Source organism: Flavobacterium sp. (assembly GCF_024710485.1).
Classification (GTDB): Bacteria; Bacteroidota; Bacteroidia; order Flavobacteriales; family Flavobacteriaceae; genus Flavobacterium.
Map to the genome: position 1 here is coordinate 41,478 of NZ_JANJUQ010000006.1, position 22,657 is coordinate 64,134.

17 protein-coding genes and 1 riboswitch are annotated in these 22,657 nt (G+C 40.3%); of the genes, 4 read left to right on the forward strand and 13 right to left on the reverse strand.

Annotation, left to right across the window (positions count from 1 at the left end; genetic code table 11):
• Positions 1 to 176 precede the first annotated feature (176 nt).
• Positions 177 to 1,076, forward strand: a complete 900-nt coding sequence (gene gldA, locus Q0M21_RS00990; RefSeq protein WP_295333428.1) for a gliding motility-associated ABC transporter ATP-binding subunit GldA — start codon at positions 177 to 179, stop codon at positions 1,074 to 1,076.
• Positions 1,077 to 1,150: 74 nt separating this feature from the next.
• On the opposite strand, the gene Q0M21_RS00995 is transcribed toward gldA, so the two are convergent.
• From Q0M21_RS00995 to Q0M21_RS01030, 8 genes are all read right to left on the reverse strand, one after another.
• Positions 1,151 to 1,900 carry a head GIN domain-containing protein gene (locus tag Q0M21_RS00995; RefSeq protein WP_295333431.1) on the reverse strand — a complete coding sequence of 250 codons (750 nt, stop codon included), beginning with the start codon at positions 1,898 to 1,900 and terminating at the stop codon, positions 1,151 to 1,153.
• A gap of 9 nt (positions 1,901 to 1,909) precedes the next feature.
• On the reverse strand, positions 1,910 to 2,998 hold the full coding sequence (locus Q0M21_RS01000) for an acyloxyacyl hydrolase (protein WP_295333435.1): 1,089 nt from the start codon (positions 2,996 to 2,998) through the stop codon (positions 1,910 to 1,912).
• A 184-nt stretch (positions 2,999 to 3,182) separates the two neighbouring features.
• Complete coding sequence (gene metF, locus Q0M21_RS01005) at positions 3,183 to 4,139, reverse strand: methylenetetrahydrofolate reductase [NAD(P)H] (RefSeq protein ID WP_295333438.1); 957 nt, start codon at positions 4,137 to 4,139, stop codon at positions 3,183 to 3,185.
• A gap of 75 nt (positions 4,140 to 4,214) precedes the next feature.
• A complete protein-coding gene (gene metH, locus Q0M21_RS01010) occupies positions 4,215 to 6,896 on the reverse strand; it encodes a methionine synthase (protein WP_295333441.1) in 2,682 nt (893 codons plus the stop codon).
• 71 nt (positions 6,897 to 6,967) lie between these two features.
• Positions 6,968 to 7,960, reverse strand: a complete 993-nt coding sequence (locus Q0M21_RS01015) for a homocysteine S-methyltransferase family protein (RefSeq protein WP_295333444.1) — start codon at positions 7,958 to 7,960, stop codon at positions 6,968 to 6,970.
• A gap of 265 nt (positions 7,961 to 8,225) precedes the next feature.
• A riboswitch (SAM riboswitch) is annotated at positions 8,226 to 8,328 on the reverse strand.
• Between the two features lie 135 nt (positions 8,329 to 8,463).
• Positions 8,464 to 9,564: an aspartate kinase gene (locus tag Q0M21_RS01020; RefSeq protein ID WP_295333446.1), complete on the reverse strand. Its 1,101-nt coding sequence runs from the start codon at positions 9,562 to 9,564 to the stop codon at positions 8,464 to 8,466.
• On the reverse strand, positions 9,551 to 10,552 hold the full coding sequence (locus tag Q0M21_RS01025; protein WP_295333448.1) for an alpha/beta fold hydrolase: 1,002 nt from the start codon (positions 10,550 to 10,552) through the stop codon (positions 9,551 to 9,553). The genes Q0M21_RS01020 and Q0M21_RS01025 overlap by 14 nt, the downstream gene beginning before the upstream one ends.
• Before the next feature lie 130 nt (positions 10,553 to 10,682).
• A complete protein-coding gene (locus Q0M21_RS01030) occupies positions 10,683 to 11,978 on the reverse strand; it encodes an O-acetylhomoserine aminocarboxypropyltransferase/cysteine synthase family protein (protein WP_295333450.1) in 1,296 nt (431 codons plus the stop codon).
• A gap of 749 nt (positions 11,979 to 12,727) precedes the next feature.
• Here Q0M21_RS01030 and metK point away from each other — a divergent pair.
• Entirely contained in the window at positions 12,728 to 13,978 is a 1,251-nt protein-coding gene (metK, locus tag Q0M21_RS01035; protein ID WP_295333452.1) for a methionine adenosyltransferase, read from the forward strand.
• A gap of 178 nt (positions 13,979 to 14,156) precedes the next feature.
• Here metK and Q0M21_RS01040 read toward each other — a convergent pair whose 3' ends face one another.
• Genes Q0M21_RS01040 through Q0M21_RS01050 form a run of 3 tightly spaced genes read right to left on the reverse strand, consistent with a single transcriptional unit; the run spans position 14,157 to position 18,658 of the window.
• Complete coding sequence (locus Q0M21_RS01040; protein WP_295333455.1) at positions 14,157 to 16,886, reverse strand: carboxypeptidase-like regulatory domain-containing protein; 2,730 nt, start codon at positions 16,884 to 16,886, stop codon at positions 14,157 to 14,159.
• Positions 16,887 to 16,907: 21 nt separating this feature from the next.
• The gene (locus Q0M21_RS01045; protein WP_295333457.1) at positions 16,908 to 17,747 is read right to left on the reverse strand and encodes a GLPGLI family protein; all 840 of its coding nucleotides are present in this window, start codon (positions 17,745 to 17,747) and stop codon (positions 16,908 to 16,910) included.
• 17 nt (positions 17,748 to 17,764) lie between these two features.
• A complete protein-coding gene (locus tag Q0M21_RS01050) occupies positions 17,765 to 18,658 on the reverse strand; it encodes a GLPGLI family protein (RefSeq protein WP_295333459.1) in 894 nt (297 codons plus the stop codon).
• A 116-nt stretch (positions 18,659 to 18,774) separates the two neighbouring features.
• On the opposite strand from Q0M21_RS01050, the gene Q0M21_RS01055 reads away from it, so the two are divergent.
• On the forward strand, positions 18,775 to 19,569 hold the full coding sequence (locus Q0M21_RS01055; protein ID WP_295333461.1) for a hypothetical protein: 795 nt from the start codon (positions 18,775 to 18,777) through the stop codon (positions 19,567 to 19,569).
• Complete coding sequence (locus Q0M21_RS01060; protein WP_295333464.1) at positions 19,569 to 20,183, forward strand: deoxynucleoside kinase; 615 nt, start codon at positions 19,569 to 19,571, stop codon at positions 20,181 to 20,183. Before Q0M21_RS01055 ends, Q0M21_RS01060 begins: the two co-directional genes overlap by 1 nt.
• Positions 20,184 to 20,187: 4 nt before the next feature.
• On the opposite strand, the gene Q0M21_RS01065 is transcribed toward Q0M21_RS01060, so the two are convergent.
• Both Q0M21_RS01065 and Q0M21_RS01070 read right to left on the reverse strand, forming a co-directional pair.
• Positions 20,188 to 20,628 carry a hypothetical protein gene (locus Q0M21_RS01065; protein ID WP_295333467.1) on the reverse strand — a complete coding sequence of 147 codons (441 nt, stop codon included), beginning with the start codon at positions 20,626 to 20,628 and terminating at the stop codon, positions 20,188 to 20,190.
• A 5-nt stretch (positions 20,629 to 20,633) separates the two neighbouring features.
• On the reverse strand, positions 20,634 to 22,657 hold a 2,024-nt coding region (locus Q0M21_RS01070; protein WP_295333470.1), incomplete at its 5' end, for a glycoside hydrolase family 2 protein.

Genomic DNA, 22,657 nt, shown 5'->3' on the forward strand with positions numbered 1-22,657 from the left:
AAAAAGTGTTAAATTGTCTCATTATATTTAATTATTAAACCAAAGTAATAAAAATAAAACACACTTCCGCACGTTTTATTAAAAAAAGTTACGGAAACGTTTTCGCCACATCATAAAAGCGGCAATTTTTCGTTATCCTTTTATTAATTATTACATTTGCTCCAAATAGTTTGTTTATGTCGATAGAAGTTCAAAACATCTCCAAAAGTTACGGTGCCCAAAAAGCGCTGGACAAGGTTTCATTCTCAGTAAAAAAGGGAGAAATTGTTGGTTTCTTAGGTCCGAATGGCGCCGGAAAATCAACTTTGATGAAAATTTTAACGACGTATCTCAGCGCCGATGAAGGTGTGGCAACAGTTAACGGAAACGATGTCAAAGACGCTCAACTTCGAGTACAACAATCGGTTGGCTATTTGCCCGAACACAATCCGCTCTACTTAGATTTGTACGTTCGCGAGTATTTGGCTTTTAATGCCGATGTTTATAAAGTTGCGCCATCACGTATCGAAGAAGTAATCCAATTGACCGGTTTGAGTCCGGAAAGTCATAAAAAAATCGGACAGTTATCTAAAGGTTATCGTCAGCGCGTAGGATTGGCCACGGCATTATTGCACAATCCCGAAGTATTAATTTTAGACGAACCAACTACCGGTTTAGATCCGAACCAATTGGTAGAAATCAGAAATGTGATTAAAAGTGTCGGCAAAGACAAAACGGTTTTTCTTTCCACGCACATCATGCAGGAAGTAGAGGCCATTTGCGATCGCGTCATCATTATCGACCAAGGAAAAATTGTAACCGATAAAAAATTGGACAAATTGGTGGCTGAGGAAAAAGAGCAAATTATTGAAGTAGAATTCGACAAAGCCATTGAAGAAAATCTATTGGCTGGTTTAGCGAATATTACAACTTATAAAAACAGTGCTGATAATATTTGGTTACTAACCTTCAACACCGAAGAGGACATGCGTCCGAGTATCTTTGACTTTGCGCAAGCCAACGGATTGAAAACGCTGCAAATTAGTTTGAAAAGTAAAAATCTGGAGCAGATATTTCGCGAGAAGACTAAGAAATAGTATTCAGTCGCAGTGACAGTATTCAGCAAATAACACTATCTAATAATCGCTCTGCAGACTGAGACTGTAACTCATTAAGGATAAATCACGTTACCCTGATACAAATCTTCAACCTCAACAACAGGCGGAACATTTTTCAAAATGATATTTCCTGTGCTGTTCATGACTCCGGTTATGCTTTGCATGGGTTTGACAATCATATCGTTCGAACCACGATGATAGACTTTTACCTGCTGAGCTGTTAAATTTTCGGCTTCTATTCGGCCATCACCAAAATAAAAATTGAAATCAGCGGTATTGGTTTGACCGGATAAATAAAATCGGGAAACATTGTTGTTGCCAACATTCAAATACTGATTGTCAATATGAATGATAAAATCTCCTGTTCCGGCACCGCTTTCGCCGTCTCCGTCTTTATCCATAGCAATAAAACTGATATAAGGAAAGGTAAGTACTCCGTTCGAACTGATATTTCGGTCGGTTTTCGAATAGACTTCCTCTAAGGTTGGCGTAGTCACTAAAATTTTTGTCGTTCCGTAAGCGCGAACCCAATTGCAACTCGATTCATCTTTAAAAACCAATCGATCACCATTCTGAATCACTTCTACATTATTGATAAAGTTTTCGCCGGCAACAATTTCCACTTTATATTCCGCTCCTTGGGTAATAATCACCTCAATCCCGCGATATACTTTGATTTTTTTAAACGGTTGCACCGGCACTTCTTTGGTCACTATAGTTCCTGTACTTTCTACACAATCGCTTGGTTTTTCACACGAAAACAAAACCAAAATAACCGCTATCAATACACTGATTTTTTTCATCTGCCTCTTTTATAATCTGTACCCTATCCCAAACTCTAAAGCTTCAGCCAAAAACAAATGGGTTTTAATGGTAAAGCCACCGAATATTTTATCGGTTATATAATATTTAATCCCAACCCTGTCGTAAATCGGAATGTCTTTTTTAAAAGGTTGGTAAGCATAAAACCCAACTTGTGCTTCAAGTGAAATACGATTAATAAGCAACTCGTGTCCCACAAAAATTCCGATTCGTTTATAATCAGTATTGGCACTGATGTTGTCCTCCGGATAAGCCACAGAGTAGTATTTAATATATTCCTTAATGGATTGCGTTAAGAACAACTCGGTTCCGAACTGCAGCGCCGATTTGCGATTCAAACGTTTGTCCGCATAAAAACCGATGTGATAAAACGGAAACTGTCCGCTGCTGATAATCGGATTTTCATTAACCCCACTGCGCAACACCAAATTGTAGTGAATAGGCTCTTTGAATGATTTTTTGACCGAAGTCGTATCCTGTTTGCGTTGAAAATCTTTCGAAAAATCGTAATTCAAACCCAAATTCAACAAATAAGTATTGATGCCGCTGTTAGGCGATTTCATTCTTCCGTTGGAGTAATGGGTGAACAAAATCCCGGCATGAAAACCAATATTTTTAAATAAGTTCTGGTTGTCGTATGCCAAACCAATATTGGTGTTGCCCATAAACCGGCTCCCGAAAGCCTTGTTTTTGCTATTGGTTACCCTATCGTAGGGATTTGTAGTATAGGCAATTCCCTGTGAAAGTTTAAGTTGCAAATGGCGATTCCAAAAGTAAAAGTTGTACAGCGCTCCTACGGCATAATTTTGCCCGAGCGGCTGACTCTTAAAATCCTGATACAAAAAATAAGCGCCGTAATCCGGATAGTTGTACGCCTGATGCCATTCCCTCGAACCATCGGTTCTGTTCACTAACGATACCATCACGCCTTGCGGATGACCGTTAACCAAATGGTACATATCCTCAGTATGCGGCAAAGCATTGCCTCGTAAAACAGATGCCTCAAGTGATAAAGCGTTGGTGTTTTGCCCTAAACTCACAAAGGAATACAGCCAAAACAACAGGTAAATTTTTCTCATCCTAATTTTTAAATCGCACAAATATAAGTGATTTCATATTAAAGGGAGAATCTCCGAAAAATTGTTGTTGCATTTTCAGGAGCGAATGGTTCGGGCATTTTTGCAGTCCGTGTTCCCGCTTTTGGTGTTACATGGTAACACTGTCAATCGGGGCTAAACGGGTATGGTCTTTTGTAAAATCCGTTTAAAAAACAGCTTTGGCAATCGTTTTAATGTTCTCTGCTTTCCCCATCGAATAATAATGTAATACCGGAATACCTGCAGTCACCAACTCTTTGCTTTGTGCTACACACCATTCAATCCCGATTTGTTTTACTTCATCATTGTCTTTGGCTTTCACCACAGCCATGATTAAATCGTCCGGCAACTCTATACTAAAGCGATGCGGAATCAAATTCAATTGTTTCTTAGTCGCAATCGGTTTCAGTCCCGGAATAATCGGAACTGTAATTCCCGCAGCGCGACATTTGTCAACAAAATCAAAGAATTTTTTATTATCGAAAAACATCTGCGTGATAATATAATCGGCACCGTTCTTGATTTTTTGCTTCAAAAAATGAATATCACTGTCCAAACTAGGCGCTTCCATGTGCTTCTCCGGATAACCGGCTACACCAATACAAAAATTAGTTTTGGCTGAATTCTTCAAATCTTCATCCAAGTAAATACCCTTATTTAAATTGCTGATTTGCGTCACCAATTCACTCGCATAGGCATTACCTTCTTTTTCGGGATGGAAATAGGTTTCGGTTTTTAACGCATCGCCGCGCAATGCTACCACATTATCGATTCCTAAGAAATCCAAATCAATCAATAAATTCTCGGTATCTTCTTTGGTAAAGCCGCCACACAAGATGTGCGGAATCGCATCTACATTGTATTTGTTCTGAATTCCGGCACAAATCCCCACCGTTCCCGGACGTTTTTTCACAATTTTCTTTTGCAACAAACCATTCGGTAATTCTTTGTATTCGTATTCTTCCCGATGGTACGTAACATCAATGAAGGGCGGATTGAACTCCATTAACGGATCAATGCTGTCAAAAATCGACTGTATGTTCTGTCCTTTCAAAGGCGGTAAAATCTCAAAAGAGAATAACGGTTTGCCGTTGGCGTTTTCAATATGTTGGGTTACTTTCATAATTTTAAAATTGCGAGTTGCGAGTTGCGAGTTGCGAGTTTACTTTGAACCCGAAACTCGTAACACGTAACCAAATTAATCTGCTATATTCGGTGATAGCCACTTCGTTGCTATTTCTGTTGCTATTCCTCTTCTTTTGGCGTAATCTACCACTTGGTCTTCTTTAATTTTTCCGAGGCCGAAATACTTGCACTGCGGATGGGCAAAATAATAGCCCGAAACCGAAGCTGCCGGCCACATCGCCATACTTTCCGTCAGTTTTACTCCTATTGCTTCTTCGACTTGCAATAGTTTCCAAATCGTAGGTTTTTCCAAGTGGTCGGGACAAGCCGGATAACCCGGTGCCGGACGAATGCCTTTGTAAGCTTCATCTATCAAATCCTGATTAGAAAGACTTTCATCCGAAGCATAACCCCAAATTTCCCGGCGGACTTTCAAGTGCAAATATTCGGCAAAGGCTTCGGCCAATCGATCGCCTAAAGCTTTGACCAAAATCGAGTTGTAATCGTCCAATTGTTTTTCGAATTCGGCTGCTTTTTCATCCACACCAAAACCGGTCGTGACACAAAAACAACCGATGTAATCTTGCTTTCCACTTTCTATTGGCGCAATAAAATCGGCTAAGGCAATGTTGGGCGCGCCGGCTGTTTTTTGGGATTGTTGGCGTAAGGTTAAAAAGGTTGCGAGTTGCGGGTTGCGGGTTTCAGGTTCATTGTAAACTGAAATATCGTCGTCATTAACAGTATTGGCCGGGAAAATACCTAAGATGCCTTTGGCGGTAAACCATTTTTCGGTTACGATTTGGGACAGCATTTTTTGCGCATCGGCAAACAAAGCGGAAGCCTGTTCGCCAACTACCTCGTCTTTCAAAATCGCCGGATATTTTCCATACAATTCCCACGATTGGAAAAATGGCGTCCAATCAATAAAATCAACCAAATCAGCCAATGTCACTTCAACCGTTTTTGTACCGATGAAATTCGGTTTTACCGGCGTAAAATTGTTCCAATTCAATTGGAGTTTGTTTTTACGAGCTTCTTCAATCGACAAATAATTTTTATCGCGACTGCGACTCAAATAACCTTCGCGCAGTTTGTCGTATTCTTCTCGAACCGATTGCACATAATTGTCTTTGGTTTCGGCTTGCAACAAATTACTCGCCACTGTTACCGCACGCGAGGCATCGTTAACGTGTACTACAGTCGATTGGTATTCCGGGGCAATTTTCACCGCTGTGTGCGCTCGCGATGTAGTAGCGCCGCCAATCATAATCGGAATTTGGATATTCAGCTTGTCCATCTCTTTGGCCAAATACACCATTTCATCGAGCGAAGGCGTAATCAATCCGCTCAAACCAATGATGTCGACATTTTCTTTGACCGCCGCCTCGATGATTTTTTCAGGCGGTACCATTACGCCTAAATCGACAATCTCGAAGTTGTTACAAGCCAAAACTACCGCTACTATATTTTTACCAATATCGTGTACATCGCCTTTTACGGTGGCCATCAAGACTTTTCCGGCTGAAGACGATTTGCCGTCTTTCGATGCTTCTATATAAGGTAGCAAATACGCTACGGCTTTTTTCATCACACGGGCTGATTTTACCACTTGCGGTAAGAACATTTTGCCGCTACCAAACAAATCGCCTACGACATTCATCCCGTTCATCAAGTGGTTTTCGATGACTTCAATGGGTTTTTCTACCGAAAGACGGGCTTCTTCTACATCTATTTCTATAAATTCATCAATTCCTTTCACTAAGGAATGAGTCAATCGGTCTTGTAAAGAACCGTTTCTCCACTCTTGTACTGCTTTGTCATTGGTTTTGAAATCGCCTTTAAAACTTTCTGCCAAATCAAGCAATCGTTCCGTGGCATCTTCTCTTCTGTTCAACAACACATCTTCCACATGTTCCAACAAAATCGGATCGATTTCATCATAAATCTCCAACATTTCCGGATTTACAATACCCATAGTCATACCGTGTTTAATGGCGTGGTATAGGAAGGCCGAATGCATGGCTTCCCTCACTTTGTCATTCCCGCGAAACGAAAACGACACATTACTCACGCCACCGGAAACTCCGGCATACGGTAGGTTTTCGCGAATCCATTTAGTCGCTCTGAAAAAGTCTAAAGCATTTAACTTGTGCTCTTCCATTCCGGTTGCTACCGGAAAAATATTTGGGTCGAAAATGATGTCTTCGGGTGGAAAATGAACTTCATTCACTAAAATATCATAACTCCTTTTACAAATATCAATGCGTCTTTGGTAGGTATCGGCCTGACCTTCTTCGTCAAATGCCATGACAATGACAGCTGCACCATATCTTTTGATGAGTTTAGCGTGATGGATAAAAGCTTCCTTTCCTTCTTTTAAGGAGATGGAATTCACCACGCCTTTTCCTTGAATAACTTTCAATCCGGCTTCGATGATTTCCCATTTAGAGCTGTCAATCATCACCGGAACGCGAGCAATATCGGGTTCGGCAGCAATCAGGTTTAGGAATTTGGTCATGGCGTAAACACCATCTAACATGCCTTCATCCATATTGACATCGATGATTTGGGCACCACCTTCTACTTGAGCGCGGGCAATATCGAGCGCTTCTTCGTATTTCTCTTCTTTAATCAAACGCAGGAATTTACGCGAACCGGTAACATTGGTGCGTTCTCCTACGTTGATAAAATTGGATTCCGGCGTAACGATTAAAGGTTCTAAACCGGATAGTTTTAAGTATTTTTTCTCAGACATCTTTATTTTCTATTGACCACGAATTACACTAGGTTTTTTTTAGCCACGGATTACACAGATTAGCACAGATTTCACTCGGCATGAATGAGAACATTTCGTGGTTTAAATTCTTTGGCTACCTCAGCAATAGCTTTGATGTGTTCCGGAGTGGTGCCGCAACAACCGCCTATGATGTTGACTAAATTATCTTGTAAATACTCGCGAATCAACGCTTGCATTTCGGTTGGGGTTTGGTCGTATTGTCCAAAAGCATTGGGCAAGCCGGCATTAGGATGTGCCGAAATATTTAAACTGGTGTTTTGTGCCAATCTTTTCAGATAAGGTTTTAACTGGTCGGCACCCAAAGCACAGTTGAATCCGATACTCAACAAAGGAATATGTTGAATGGAAATCAAAAACGCTTCCACGGTTTGTCCGGAAAGTGTTCTTCCTGAGGCATCGGTAATCGTTCCGGAAACCATTACGGGTATGTCTAAATGTCTTTCTTCTTTGACTTCTTCTATGGCGAACAAAGCCGCTTTGGCATTGAGCGTATCGAAAATAGTTTCTACCAAAAGCACATCACAACCGCCATCGATTAACGCTTCTACTTGTTGTTTGTAAGCGATGCGTAAATCGTCGAAAGTTACGGCTCTGAATCCCGGATCGTTTACATCGGGCGACATGGAAGCCGTACGGTTCGTTGGTCCGATGGAACCGGCTACGAAACGTGGTCTGTCGGTGAACTCGTCGGCGACTTCACGGGCAATTTTAGCAGATTGATAGTTTAATTCATACACCAAATCTTCCATATGATAATCGGCCATGCCGATGGTGGTTCCGGAAAACGTATTGGTTTCTACGATATCGGCGCCGGCTTGAAAGTACAAGCGGTGGACTTGTTTTACGGCTTCAGGTTGGGTAATCGACAACAAATCGTTGTTGCCTTTTAACGGATGTGGAAAATCCTTAAAGCGCTCGCCACGGAAATCGGCTTCGGAGAAGTTGTTACGTTGTAACATGGTTCCCATCGCTCCGTCGAGGACGAGGATTCTTTCTTTGATAGCGTCTTGTATTTTTGACATATTTTTTAAATTTCACAGAGATGCACAGAGCATCCCAGAGATACACAAAGTTTATTAATTAGCCCCGATTACCTCACTTTACACTAATTTTCAATAGGTGTTCGGTGAATGCTTCGCATTTGGCAGTCTCGTCTTTTGGGACGAGACAGAAAGCGAGAAAATGGGACCGCAACAAGGCGCAAGCCATTGCTTCGCCAATTCGCCTTCGGCTCGGGTCGCTCGTCAAAACATAAAAAGTATCAGGAAAGGGAGAGGAAATATCTCTGGGTTATCTTTTCTCAAATTGAGATAGAATGTAGCACCTTCTTTTTGGCAAAGGGTTGCTAAGCTTTCACAGGGTCTATTCCCTCCGGCTTTCGTGATAACAAACATGATGTTAATGAACGGTGCAAAGTAATGACACAGAATTCATATTTGCAAGGGTTTTGAAAAAATAAAAACCTACAACGTTGTAGTGTTGTAGGTTTTCGGGGTTGGTGGTTGATTAGTTAACTTTTTTACCATTAAAGCCAAATAGCTTCTTTGATTTTTATTTTCTCGGCTACTTTTAAAATATCGTTTAAGACACCGCGCGCCGTGACTTGTTTTCCGGCGCCGGCACCTTGAATGACGATTGGGATGTCGCAATACGATTTAGTATAAATTTCAATAAGGTTGTCGGCACCTTGGAGTTGACCGAGCGGGGAACTTTTGGGTACCGAAACGAGTTTGACTAGGAGTTGTTTGGTCTTTACCTCCAATTCGCCCACATACCGAAGTACATGGTTATCAGCTTGGGTAATTTTGGCGATTTGAAACGGTTTGTCGAACAGCTGCTTGTTGACAGCGTATTCGGCTTTGGTGTTTTTTTGATTGAGATTCGGGAGCAAAAGGGATTCGATGTTGATATCTGTGAATTCCAATTCCTGTTCAATTTCGCGGGCGAGGATGAGCAGTTTTCGGGCGACATCGTTTCCGGATAAATCTTCTCGGGAATCGGGTTCGGTCAATCCAATTTTTTCGGCTTGGGATAAAATTTTAGAAAACGGCAAGTCTTCTGCAGAAAATCGGTTAAAGATGTAACTCAATGAACCTGAGAAAACGCCTCTGATTTTGGTGATTTCTTCACCGGAAAAATACAAGTCGTTGATGGTTTGTACAACAGGTAAACCGGCACCAACATTGGTTTCGTATAAAAATGACTTATCGTATTTTTTGAGGTTTCTTCGCAATTCTTTGTAAAAATCGGTGTGCAAGGTATTGGCTTTTTTATTGGCAGCTACAATATCAAATCCATTCTGAATGAGCTGAATGTAGTTTTTAATAATTTCCTCGCTGGCCGTGGCATCTACAGCAATGAGGTTGTCTAATTGTTGTTCTTGGACGTATTCGATAATATCTTCGATGCGGAACGGAATGGCCGATTGGGCAAAGTTGGCTTCCCATTGGTTTTTTAATCCGTCTTTTTCGAAAAAAGCCAAAGTCGAATTAGTGATGATGGGAAAGCGCAAATCGATGTTTCTTTTTTCGAGGAAGAATTTTTGGCTTTCGATGACCTGATTGATAAGTGTACTACCGACGTTGCCGATACCGAAAAGGACTATATTGATTCTAAGCGCTGACATAGTTTTGTTGTTTTTGAGGATTAAAAATAGGCTCTAAAATTTGGGCTAATTGTTGGTATTCGATTAAAAAAGCGTCGTGTCCGTGAATGGATGTAATTTCGTGGTAATGCACATTTTCTTTTACAGTTTTAGCGCGTTCGTAGGTGGATTTATTTTCTTCGGCTATAAAAAAGTAATCCGTGTTTACCGCCACAATATGGATGGTGGCTTTAATGGTTTTGACAATGGCGGAAAAATCACCTCGGTCGCGGCTAATGTCGTTTGTTTTGAGCAAATGGTTCATCAGTTTGTAAGCCGACAAGCGAAAGCGGTTTTTGAGTTTGATACCGTGATTGGCCAACCAATTTTCGATTTGAAAAACCGATGAATCATTGAATTTACTTCTTTGAAATCGTTGGTTGATGGATTGCGGTGTACGGTACAATAACATAGCGTGCAAACGGGCATCGGCAATTGGGTCATCGGAATTGTTGAGGATTTGGTCTTGGATTAATATGTTGGCTATCACCCAATCTGTCGCTTTCCAATCGGTGGCAATGGGAATTAGATGTTGAATTCGGTTGGGTAAAAGTGCCGCCATTTCCCAAGCTACTGCACCGCCTAAACTACCGCCAATTACCGCAAAAATATCGGTGACATTCAAATACAATAAGCCTTCCCAAAAAATTCGGGCGACATCGCGAATGGTAAAATCTTTGTAATTGGAAATCAGGTTCCCGAAATTATTGTCGTAGCCGTTGCCCGGAATATTGAAAGCGATAACCGTAAAATACACTGTATCGATGGTTTTGGTTTCGCCGATTAACTCGTTCCACCAGCCGTTTTCTCCCGTAACATTAGAATTTCCGGTAAGTGCGTGATTGACCACCACTATGGGAGCTGAACCAATGGGTTGCCCGAAAGTTTGGTAAAACAACGGAAGGTATGGTCGCTGTTTTCCGTTTTCCAATACCACATTAAACAAGTCTATTTTTTCTAACTTTTTCATTTTTTTTTAGTTTTTTTTAAAAGACTGCCTTCAACCTAAACTTTGAAGACAGTCTTAACAAACAAACAAACCCGAGGCGCAGCCGAACTGTATGGAACGCAGCGGAATAAAACCAATGGCTTTAGTATCCTTAAATCGTCGATTGTGGTGCTTTCACTAAGGAGAAGGCTGCTTTTAAATCGGCTTTCAAATCTGCGATATTTTCCAAACCAACCGACAAGCGGATTAAATCTTTGGTCACGCCTGTAGCTTCTTGTTCGGCATCAGACAATTGCTGATGTGTAGTACTGGCCGGGTGAATGATGAGCGATTTGGTGTCGCCTATATTGGCCAGCAACGAGAATAATTTCGTTTCATCCACTACTTTTTTAGCCGCTTCAAAACCACCTTTCAATCCGAAAGTAACAATACCGCTTTGGCCTTCCGGCAAATACTCCTCGGCTAACGGTTTGTATTTAGAAGTGGCTAATCCCGGATAATTCACCCAAGCTACTTCTTCTTGTGCTTGCAACCATTGGGCTAAGGCTAAAGCATTTTCGCTGTGTTTTTTGATACGGACTTCCAATGTTTCCAGTCCTTGAATGGTTTGGAAAGCGTTGAACGGCGATAAGGCAGCACCGAAATCGCGCAAACCTTCAATTCTGACTTTAGCGATGAATGAAGCAGCGCCTAAGGCTTCATAATATTTTAATCCGTGGTAACCGGGTGAAGGTTCGGTGAACTCCGGGAATTTACCGTTGCTCCAATCGAAGTTTCCGGCATCGATGATTACACCTCCTAGAGAAGTTCCGTTGCCGGTAATGTATTTCGTCAGCGAGTGGATGACGATGTCGGCTCCGTGTTGAATCGGATTTAACAAATAAGGCGTAGCCACCGTATTATCGACAATAAAAGGTACTTTAAAAGCTTTAGCTTCGGTGGAAATCGCTTTCAAATCGAGCACGTCTAATTTGGGATTGCCCAAACTTTCGGCGAAGAAGGCTCGGGTATTTTCTTGGGCCGCTTTCGTAAAGTTTTCAGGGTTGGACGGATCGACAAAAGTGGTAGTGATACCCAATCTTGGTAAGGTTACGCTAAGTAAATTGTATGTTCCGCCGTACAAGCTGTTCGAAGCCACAATGTGATCTCCGGCTTTGAGTAATACCAACAAGGTTGTAGCAATAGCAGATGTTCCTGAAGCCGTAACTACGGCGCCGATTCCGCCTTCGAGTGCGGCTAAACGTTGCTCTAAGATGTCGTTCGTTGGATTGTTCAAACGGGTGTAAATGAATCCCGCTTCGGCCAAACCGAATAAATTGGCAGCATGGTCGGTATTGTTGAATACATAAGACGTTGTTTGGTAAATAGGTACCGCTCTGGTTCCTGCGTTTTTGGTGACGTCGTGGCCTGCATGTAAGGCGTTGGTGGCGAATTTTTGTGTGCTCATGATTTTAGATTTATTAGATTATTTTAAAATTTTATTTTTAAAAGCCCTTCGACTGCGCTCAGGGTGACAAATTTGGATTAAATAAAAAAAGTCCTTTCGGATGGCTTACCAAAAGGACTTTCAGGAGTATAAATATAAACTTCGATTACGTCTTTCGCTTTTGGTAATAGGGTACACGAATGCAACAACACATCATCATGTGCATCATACGACGGCGAATCATAGTATTTTGAAGGATTGTTTTCATTTTGCTTTTTTGGTTTGGCCCTTCGACTGCGCTCAGGGTGACAAATTATTTTAAATAAAAAACCTCTGCGGTTGTGCAGAGGTTTGATGGTTATATTTTAAAAATTTAAAATTATGCCATAAGCGTCCTCTGCGGAGTTTTCCACATCATGCGACACATATGACAAATTGTAAAGTTCATTTTTGTTGTTTTTGTATGAGGCAAACTTCTGAATGTTTTTTGACTTGACCAAACGAAATTTAAAAATTTAACATTTGAAATTTGCGGATATATATTTAAATACTACGTATTTAGATTTTTTGAAAAATCATAAAAAAATAAAAAAATCCAAATAGTTTTTTGTTTTCAAATTAGTCTTTATACATTTGCAACCGAAAATTGAGAGGAAAAATTTGTACTGATTGCAACCTCGTTAAAAAATGCTAAAGCAGAAACTCTCCTTTAGCTTTTACGGCAATCCTCTATTTTTCGCAACATTTAATATTAAAACTAAACTATAGTTATGGGGTATTTATTTACGTCGGAATCCGTTAGTGAAGGACATCCGGATAAGGTAGCTGACCAAATCAGTGATGCGTTAATTGACAACTTTTTAGCTTTTGATGCGGAGTCGAAAGTGGCTTGTGAAACCTTGGTGACTACCGGCCAAGTTATTTTGGCAGGTGAAGTAAAATCGAATACTTATTTAGATGTACAATCGATTGCCAGAGACGTGATTCGCAAAATTGGTTACACCAAAAGCGAGTACATGTTTGAAGCCAATTCTTGTGGTGTTTTATCGGCTATTCACGAGCAATCAGCCGATATTAACCAGGGTGTTGACCGCGCCAGCAAAGAAGAGCAAGGTGCCGGCGACCAAGGAATGATGTTTGGTTATGCGACTAACGAAACCGAAAATTACATGCCGTTGGCGTTGGATTTATCGCACGCGTTGTTGATTGAATTAGCGGCTATCCGCAGAGAAAACGACGAAATCACTTATTTACGTCCGGATGCTAAATCGCAAGTAACTTTAGAGTACTCAGACGACAACAAACCGGTTCGTATTGATGCTATTGTAATTTCTACGCAACACGATGATTTTGCAGATGAAGCTACGATGTTGGCCAAAATTAAAAGCGATTTGATTTCGATTTTGATTCCGAGAGTAAAAGCCAAATATCCGCAATATGCACATTTATTTAACGACGATATTACCTACCACATCAACCCAACCGGAAAATTCGTTATTGGCGGACCGCACGGTGATACCGGCTTAACCGGAAGAAAAATTATTGTGGACACTTACGGTGGAAAAGGCGCTCACGGAGGCGGTGCTTTCTCTGGAAAAGACCCATCTAAAGTAGACCGTTCTGCAGCTTATGCTACCCGTCATATTGCGAAAAACTTGGTAGCTGCCGGTTTGTGTGATGAGATTTTGGTGCAAGTATCGTATGCGATTGGAGTGGCCAAGCCAACCTCTATCAACGTGAATACTTACGGCACTGCCAAAGTAAACCTGACCGATGGTGAAATCAGCAAAGTAGTGGAAACCATCTTTGATATGCGTCCGTACTTTATTGAGCAACGCTTGAAATTGAGAAACCCTATTTACAGCGAAACTGCGGCTTACGGCCATATGGGAAGAACTCCGGAAACCGTAACCAAATCGTTTAAATCGCCAAACGGTGAAGACAAAACGGTAACCGTGGAATTGTTTACTTGGGAGAAATTAGATTTCGTAGACAACGTAAAAGCGGCTTTCGGAATTTAATCGCAAAGGCGCAAAGTTATACGCAAACCCCGAAGTATCGGGACACAAAAAAAACCCAACTCAGTAAGTTGGGTTTTTTTTTAGCCCTGATAGGAACGGCATCCTTTTTTGTTTTAGAAAAGCGTCTCGATTGTACTCAAGACGACAACAAAAAAGATATAGTGGATAGCAGGATTAGCTACAAATTATACTTCATACTGAAAATAATATATCTTGGCTGCACGCGATATTGTGAGTTACGGGTAGAGAACTGTGAGAAACTGTCGTCGTTGATTGACGTGGTATTCAAAATGTTGGTCGCGGCTACTTTGTATTCCCATTTGCTGTCTTTGGTTTTTTGATAGGTCAAACTGGCCGAGAGAAAGTCGTATTCTTGGTCGACAGTCTTAGCCCTGTTGTAGTAATGAAAAAACTCATATTCGCTAACAAATGAAAAGCTTTTCAAAAAGAAATAATCGAGTTTTACGGACGGACTATCGGTGTAAAAGGTATCGTTGGGATATTCGTTCAGCGCATACGAATAGCCCAATTCGATATTGGGCAACTTTTTGAAATTGGTTGACGCACTCAAACGGTAGTTTTGGGTAAAACTCTCGGTATCGACAGTATTTTCGAAACCATTCACAGGGTTTACTTGGATGTTGTAGAATTTACTCCAATTGACTGTAGCACTTACATTGGCTTTGTAGTATTTTAAAAACGAGCGCCCATAGCGTGCATTCGCGGACAATACTTCATCTCCGAAAGGCGAATTGAAGGGTGAGCCAATTTGGTTTACCCCATCGAACAAAGCTCTGGTTTTGATGGCTTCGGTGGTTCGGGTGTAATTCAAGGCACCGCCAAAGTTTTCAAAATTGAACATATTGAATTTTTGATACACTAGGGAATGATTTTGGACTACCGCATTTTCCAAATCGCGGTTTCCGGTAAACAAACTGCTATAACTGTTGAAAATAGTTCCAACAGCGTAATTGTTGATGTTGGTAAAATTGTTGGTGATGCCGAAGTTATACGTTAGCGTTTCCGACTTTTTGATTTGGTAAATCATTTGAAAATCGGGTAAAAAACGAAACAGTTCCTGATTGACATCGGTACCCAATTGGGTATTGGTTAAGTTAAATCGGTGCAAGGTAATGCCCGGCGTAAAGGTAAATTTACCTGTTAACCATTTAAAATGAAACCCTAAATAGGTGTCGTTGTAGCGGTAACTGACCTCGTTATTGTTTTCGGGTGCGTTTAATTCGTTAACGGTTCCGTTGTCCAAACGTTGGTCTATAGAAGATTGTAAACTTTGGTAAACGTAAGAATTCGCCAAGGTGAAATTCAGATTGGTTTTAGGAGTTAGTACATAATAATAGTCCAAACGGCTGTCGAGTTTATTGGTTTTGATGAAACGACTTTGGGTGATATCATTACGGTTTTGTGTGGTGTCGTAGCCTGTAAAATCAAACGGCTGGAATTCTAAATTAGCATTATACAACGGATCTTCGTTTTGGTACAAATGTTGAGTTTCGAAGGCAAAAATATGCTTTTCGGTCGGCGTATAATAGAAACTCAAATTCTGATTGATGTTGATCGGATCTTGCTTTTTAGAGGTAAAAATACTTTCGTTGGTATTGGTTCCTGTTAAGAAATTCGACACCTCTCGGCTGAGTTCGTTGTTTTCCCTTTGGGCGGAAATTCGGTTTAAAATATCGTAATCCAATTGGAAATTAGCATTGGGTTTGTACGTTGCGCTGAACTTGAACAATCCCAAATTGTTTTTCTGACTGCCGGCATCGTCTCTGACTTCAGAAGAAGAAATAGCGGTTGAATTGGGTTGTAAGATATTAACCGTGGAAGCCGTTTCGGTATCGACTAAAGTAGAAGTAGCAATAACAAATCCGCTTAAACTCCAGCTTTTCGAAGGATTGAAGGAAAAATTGGTAGCGCCGAAATGCGATTCGATTTCTTTAACGCGGTTGTCTTGGAAAAAGCTAATCCCTAACGAATTACTTCCAACATTAATACTGCCGCCGCCTTTGCCCATGATGTTGCGAAAACCACCACTGAACCGGAAATAATCCTGAATGGTAAAGGCTTGTTGCCCGACATTATTGCTGTTGCCCATAATGTTGATGCTGTATTTCGGACTGTAGTAAAAGGCTTTCGGCGCTACTACGTATCGGTTGTCATCGTGACCTACGCCTATACCGGCGGTCATGTCGCCAAACCAAAAGTTTTTCTTTCCTTCTTTCAGTTTGATGTTCATGGCAAGGTTGTCTTGATTGTTCTCCACGCCTTTCATGATGGAGTTTTCGTTGTAGTTGCGCAAGACTTGTACTTTGTCAATCGCATCAGCCGGAATATTTTTGACACCCAATTTGGTATCGCCGTCAAAAAAATCTTTGCCTTCGACCATCAATTTATTGACCGCTTTGCCTTCTACTTTCACTTGACCGTCGGCATCTACCTCTACGCCGGGCAATTTTTTCAAGACGTCTTCCAGTTTTCGTTCAGTACCGGTTTTAAAGGAATCGGCGTTATACACTATGGTATCGCCTTTGATGGAAACCGGCATTTCGCGTACAATTTCCACACCGTCTAACTCGATTCCGCCACTGTCCATAGTAACGCTTTGGGTGATGTTTTCCGTTTGGGTGGTGACTACAATTTCTTTGTTTTGCATGCCCAAATAACTGAACTTAATGGTGTAAGTGGTATTGGTTTTCAGATTGAGCAAAAACTTTCCTTTATCGTTAGTGATAGCATACGCATCCATGGCTTTGGTCGCTTGGTTCATCGCCATCACATTGGCCATTTCTAAAGGTGCTTTGGTATTGTCTTGTACGGTTCCCTCGAAGCGAACGGTTTGGGAAAAGGAAAGAATTGACGTAAAAAGGAATATGAATAGTAGGGATTTTTTCATTGCTTTAGTTAGATCGATTAATTAGTGTTGAAAGTAAATTACGCCATTTTCATCTTTCAGGCTGTCTTCCTTCTTTTTTCGGATTTCGTTAAACCTTTTTTGAGTAACTTTTTCGCCTTTGTTCGGCACTTTGATTTTGGCCTTTTCTTTGTTGCTGAGCGTTACTTTGGTGCACAACAAAATGTTGAAACCATCATTAACCTCTAAGATTAAACCCGGCAAACCCCAATAATTATCAGGCCCTAAACTCACCGGAATTTCTGGAGTATACCAAACGGTTACTATTTTATCTTGAGGTTGACTCATTTTAAAAAGCGCCGGTTTTTGGGCGTCTCTTTTTAAAAAGTCTTCGTAGTCTTGTTTTTGTTTTTCGGTTACCGGAATCACTAGTTCGGCCTTGAAACAATTGTAATCGCCAATTTTCTTGGTTTCATCGATTAATTTCCAATCCGGTTTGACCAAGGGTTCCACTATTAAAAACTCTTTGCCAAACACATTGTCTTCCACTATACTGGTTTGCTCTTTTAGATTAATGTATTTGTTACCGGCGGTGACATAGGTAATCGAAACCGAAAAATCGGCAGTGTTGTTAGACGGTTTTTCTAAAGCTTTTTCTTCTTCATACAAACATTCAGTCTTACTGAAAGTGAGAGTATATTGCTTTTCAGAGGCTTTCTTTACAGCTTCCTTTACCACTTTTTCAAACTCAGGATCAACAGGTTCTTTGGAATCGGTTTTGACTTTTTCAGTCTTTTTCTTGGGAATTCTTTTCCAAAAATACTCGGCTTTCCCTTGAAACTCTTGGGCTTCAGACAAAATGGCCATGGATAAGAAAAGAGCGGTATAGATAACTTTGTTCATTGCAGACTTTGTGTTGATTATCGACTCATTCGCATCTGGAATCCGCCACGACCGTTATTCATTTCGCTCATTTCTTCCATTTTCTTAATGACGATTTCATCGTATTCTTTTTGCGACACTTCTTTGCCGGTACTTGGCGCTTTGATGTCGGCTTTTTCTTTAGGATTCATCACCACTTTAGAACATAAGATGGTCGTTTTACCATCGTTGACTTCCAAGATTAATCCCGGTAATCCCCAATAACCTTCAGGACCTTGACTCACCGGAATTTCCGGAGTATACCAAGCAGTAATGGTAATTTCTTTCGGCATTTCTATTTGATCCATGAAGCTGGTTTTTGTGCCTTCTTTGGCTTCTTCTTTCGCTTTATCGTCTTTCTTTTCTTCTTCCTTTTTGGGACGGAAGTTTCGGAAATCGGTTTTGCTTGCCGGAATTACCGCAGTCGCTTTGAAACAATTGTAACCGCCAATCACACGGGTTTCTCCGGTCATTTGCCAATTGTAAGTCTTTAAAGAATCTTTCACCAAAAACTCTTTGCCCATGAATTCTTTGTCGACTTTATACACTTTTTCTTTTACGTTTTTATAATAGGTACCGCCACCGCCCATCATAGAGCTCATCATACGGAATCCGCCGCCGCCTTGACCGGGTGTGTCGAGTTTTTCTTCTTCTTTGTAAATGGAAGCCGACTTATCGAAGTTCAAAAAAAACGTTTTCTCAAACATTTTCTTCATGCGTTCTTCAATCATTTTTTGCATCTCAGGCGTGATTTCACGGTTGCCTTCGAAACGGGATTTGAAATCGGCCGTGCTGGTCTTAGATTCATATACGGCCATACCCTGAAAATCTTTTTGGGCATGCGAAGCTAAATAAGAAAGAAGAAAATACGAAGCGAATACTATTTTTTTCATTGTTTTAGGTTTTGGATAACAAATATGACGAATGAATTTGGAAACTGTTACCAATGTTATGTTAAAAAATCAGTTTTATCTTGGGAAAATCAGCCCTAATAATATATCTTAGCTAGATGAATAAACTACTTTTTTCATTTTTCTCATTACTATTATTTTCCAATGTTTTAGCCCAAAATGCGAGCTTGGAAACCAAATTAGTACAAACACAAACCCTGACGGATAAAGTTTTTAAAGGCTTTGACGGTTTGGGCAATGAATATTTTGTCAAAAGCAACGTCTTCATCAAGCAAAGTGAAACCGAATCGTGGGAATATAAAAACGTAGCTTTGGGAAAAATCAGTGTGGTAGATTTTATCAATCCGCTGAAAATTGTACTCTTTTACGAAGATTTCAATACGGTTGTTTTACTCGACAACCAACTGAACGAAATCCAAAAACTGAATCTGTTCGACATCGACAACACTATTTTTGCCTCTAAAATAGGCATGGCGTCTCAAAATCAGTTTTGGATTTACAACGCCTTGACCCAACAAATCATGTTGTTTGATTATTTAAAAAACACGTCTAAAAACATTGGAAATCCCATCCAAGAGAACATCAAGTTCACGCAATCCGACTTCAATCATTTTTATTGGATAGACGAAGTAAACAACTGGTACAGCATTGATATATTCGGAAAAGTGACCTTATTGGCCAACATTCCGCCGTTTGAAAACATCCAAATTATTGACGCTCAAACCTTATTGTTTGTAAAAGACAATACACTTTACTGCTTGAGCACCAAAACCAAATCGGTTTTCCAAATTCAAATTGTTGAGAAATCGTTCCCCAATTTTTATTTCAAAGACCAAATTTTAGCTATTTTTACCGACCAACAAATTAAGAAGTATAAAATAAAATTACCATAATGCACATAGCGGTAGCCGGAAACATAGGAGCAGGAAAAACAACATTAACTCGATTTTTAGCCAAACATTTCAAATGGGAACCTCATTTTGAAGATGTGGTAGACAATCCGTATTTGGATGATTTTTATCATCAAATGGAGCGTTGGTCGTTCAACCTGCAAATCTATTTCTTGAATTCGCGCTTCCGTCAGGTGTTGCAAATTCGCGAAAGCGGTAAAAACATCATTCAAGATCGTACGATTTATGAAGATGCACACATTTTTGCTCCCAATTTGCACGCGATGGGCTTAATGACTAACCGTGATTTCCAAAACTACACTTCGCTTTTCGAATTGATGGAAGGTTTGGTAGGCGCTCCGGATTTGTTGATTTACTTAAGAAGTTCGATTCCGAATTTAGTTTCGCAAATTCACAAACGCGGTCGCGAATACGAAAACACCATTTCCATTGACTACTTGAGCCGTTTGAACGAACGCTACGAAGCTTGGATTACGACCTACAACAAGGGAAAGTTGTTGATTATTGATGTCGACAATATAGATTTTGTAAACAATCCCGAAGATTTAGGAATGATTATCAACCGTATTGATGCAGAACTCAATGGTTTGTTTTAAATCATTATTTAGAAGTCTCTATTTCAACAAGCAAGCGTTTTAAGCGAAGCATTATAAAATCGCAAATGTTTTTAAAGGCCATATAAGCGTCATTTTCTGCCGCTTTGCTTGGTGATGAAATTTTTTCATTTGGATGTTTTCTCTGGAATTTCATCAGTTCATTACCCACAAAAAAATCTTTGGCGCCAATCCATTTCCGACATTCTAAGTTTTTCTTCTGTTGAGTGATGCTATCCAATCCTTTAATAGCTTGGTTGTGAAAACCAAACTGCAAATCTTGGTATACCCAAAAAAGTTCTTTGGTGCAATTGACTCTGTCTTTTCTGACCGCAATACATTCCTTGTACTCAACTAGCAGACTATCAAGTGTAGCTTGAGTTTGACCGTAAAACAGGCTACTGAACAACAAACTAAGCAATATCAAAAATGATTTTTTAAACATCATGGCATCTATTTTAAGGTGTCAAACAACGATTTTACTTTTATGTCCTTTATCGGTTTTGATACTTTCACTATAACCTTTTGATTCGGTAACATATCAAAATAATTGTCGCTGAAAAAAGTGTCTTCTGTAGCAGCAAGATAAACATTCTTGGCTAATACATTCGAAGTAATCTCATAAGTCATGTCGTCTATTTTATTGATTTGAATGCTCGGTTTGGTCAATTGTAAATCTTTGGGTTTAGCAAAGTAATAGTTTGAACTCGCAGTTATGTCCTTGGCTGTAATCGAAACAACTAATACTGCTTTCTTCAAATCAAATCCTTCAAACTCTTTTTTAGGAATTTCAAAATGACTCAAGGCTGAATTTTTCGGTAAAACAACTGCTGCTTCTGCATCCCAAAGTAACTTCCCTGAAAAATCCAACAATTTTAGACCTAAACCACTGTCATAAGATATAAAATCGTCATTAGTAATTACAACATCGTATTGCGTTTCATTTTCTTTAACCGAGATTAAAACATTCTCAAAACTTCGCTTCGCCTGATACTGAAACGCTTTCCATCTTCCATAATAATCTACCGAACTCCAGGAAGTCACCGGCCAACAATCGTTGAGTTGCCAAAATAGCGTTCCCATACAATTTGGTTTGGCGGTTCGATGCGCTTCAATGGCGGTTTTCATGCCTTCCGCTTGGAGCAGTTGGGAAACATAAATATAATCTTCAAAATCACTCGGGACATGATAATCGCGTACCATATACTCATTGATGGTTTTATAACCCGTTGGATGTTTCTGGTGAGTTTTTACCGCTTCCGAATCGAAGTTAAGCTCATCGTTTTTAACAAAATCCTGAAACGTTTTGATATCAGGCATACTTTGAAATCCGTATTCGCTCATGAAGCGGCCAACCTTTTTTTGATACATTTCAAAAGGTTCCATGCCCCACCAAACACCCCAATAATGTGTATCGCCACTCAGCAAACTTTCCTTTCTGCCCCAACCAATCGAGGGCGAAGACGGCCAATAACGGTTTTCGGTTGCTGGTAACAAGCTATCCAGCGTTTGCGGGATGAGTTCGTGAAATAACTTTTGGTAATCGTTCCAAATTTTGGTCGAATCGGCTTGTGAATAGTTGTATTGCTTCTGCCAACCCCAATTGTGCCAGCCTTCGTCATTTTCGTTATTGCCGCACCAAAGCGCCAAACTAGGATGGTTTTGCAAACGAATCACATTGTCTATGACTTCTTGTTTGACATTCTCCAAAAAAGCGGCATCGCCGGGATACATGGCGCAAGCAAACATAAAATCTTGCCAAACTAAAATGCCGTTTGTATCGCAGGCTTCGTAAAAAGTGTCATCGGCATAGACTCCGCCGCCCCAAACCCGCAACATATTCATATTGGCATCGACCGCATTTTTGACAATAGATTGATAAATTGAATCGGTTACTCTGGGCAAAAAACTATCAGGCGGAATGACATTGGCACCTTTCATAAAAACCGGTTGACCGTTGACTTTAAAATAAAAACTTTTTCCAATAGCATCTTTTTCCTGAACCAATTCAATGGTTCGAAGTCCAATTTTAATTGGTTTTTTCTCTAATAATTCTTGATCGTGGTAAAGGGAGAAATCAAATAAGTACTGATGAGCGACGCCCATACCGTTAGGCCACCACAAAATTGGATTGGGGATACTGATGGGAATCGATACTTTATTGATACCTTTTTGTAGCGTTCTTTTAAAAGGAACATTCCCTAATAGAACAGCGTAATTTCCGGCCGACTTGGCTTCAATAGTAAATTGAAACTCTGATTGAGCCTTTGCATCAGTCAACTCATTTTGGACATGTGTGATATTTAGGATCGTAGCCTTATTCCAAAAATGAAGTTTCACCTTTTTATATATTCCTGAAGTAACCAATCGCGGTCCCCAATCCCAACCGAAATGGTATTGCGCTTTCCGGGTAAAGACTTTTTCATCGCCGGGCAAAGTATATGGCAGCTTTTTGGCTTCTTCTTTTCCCTTTTTTA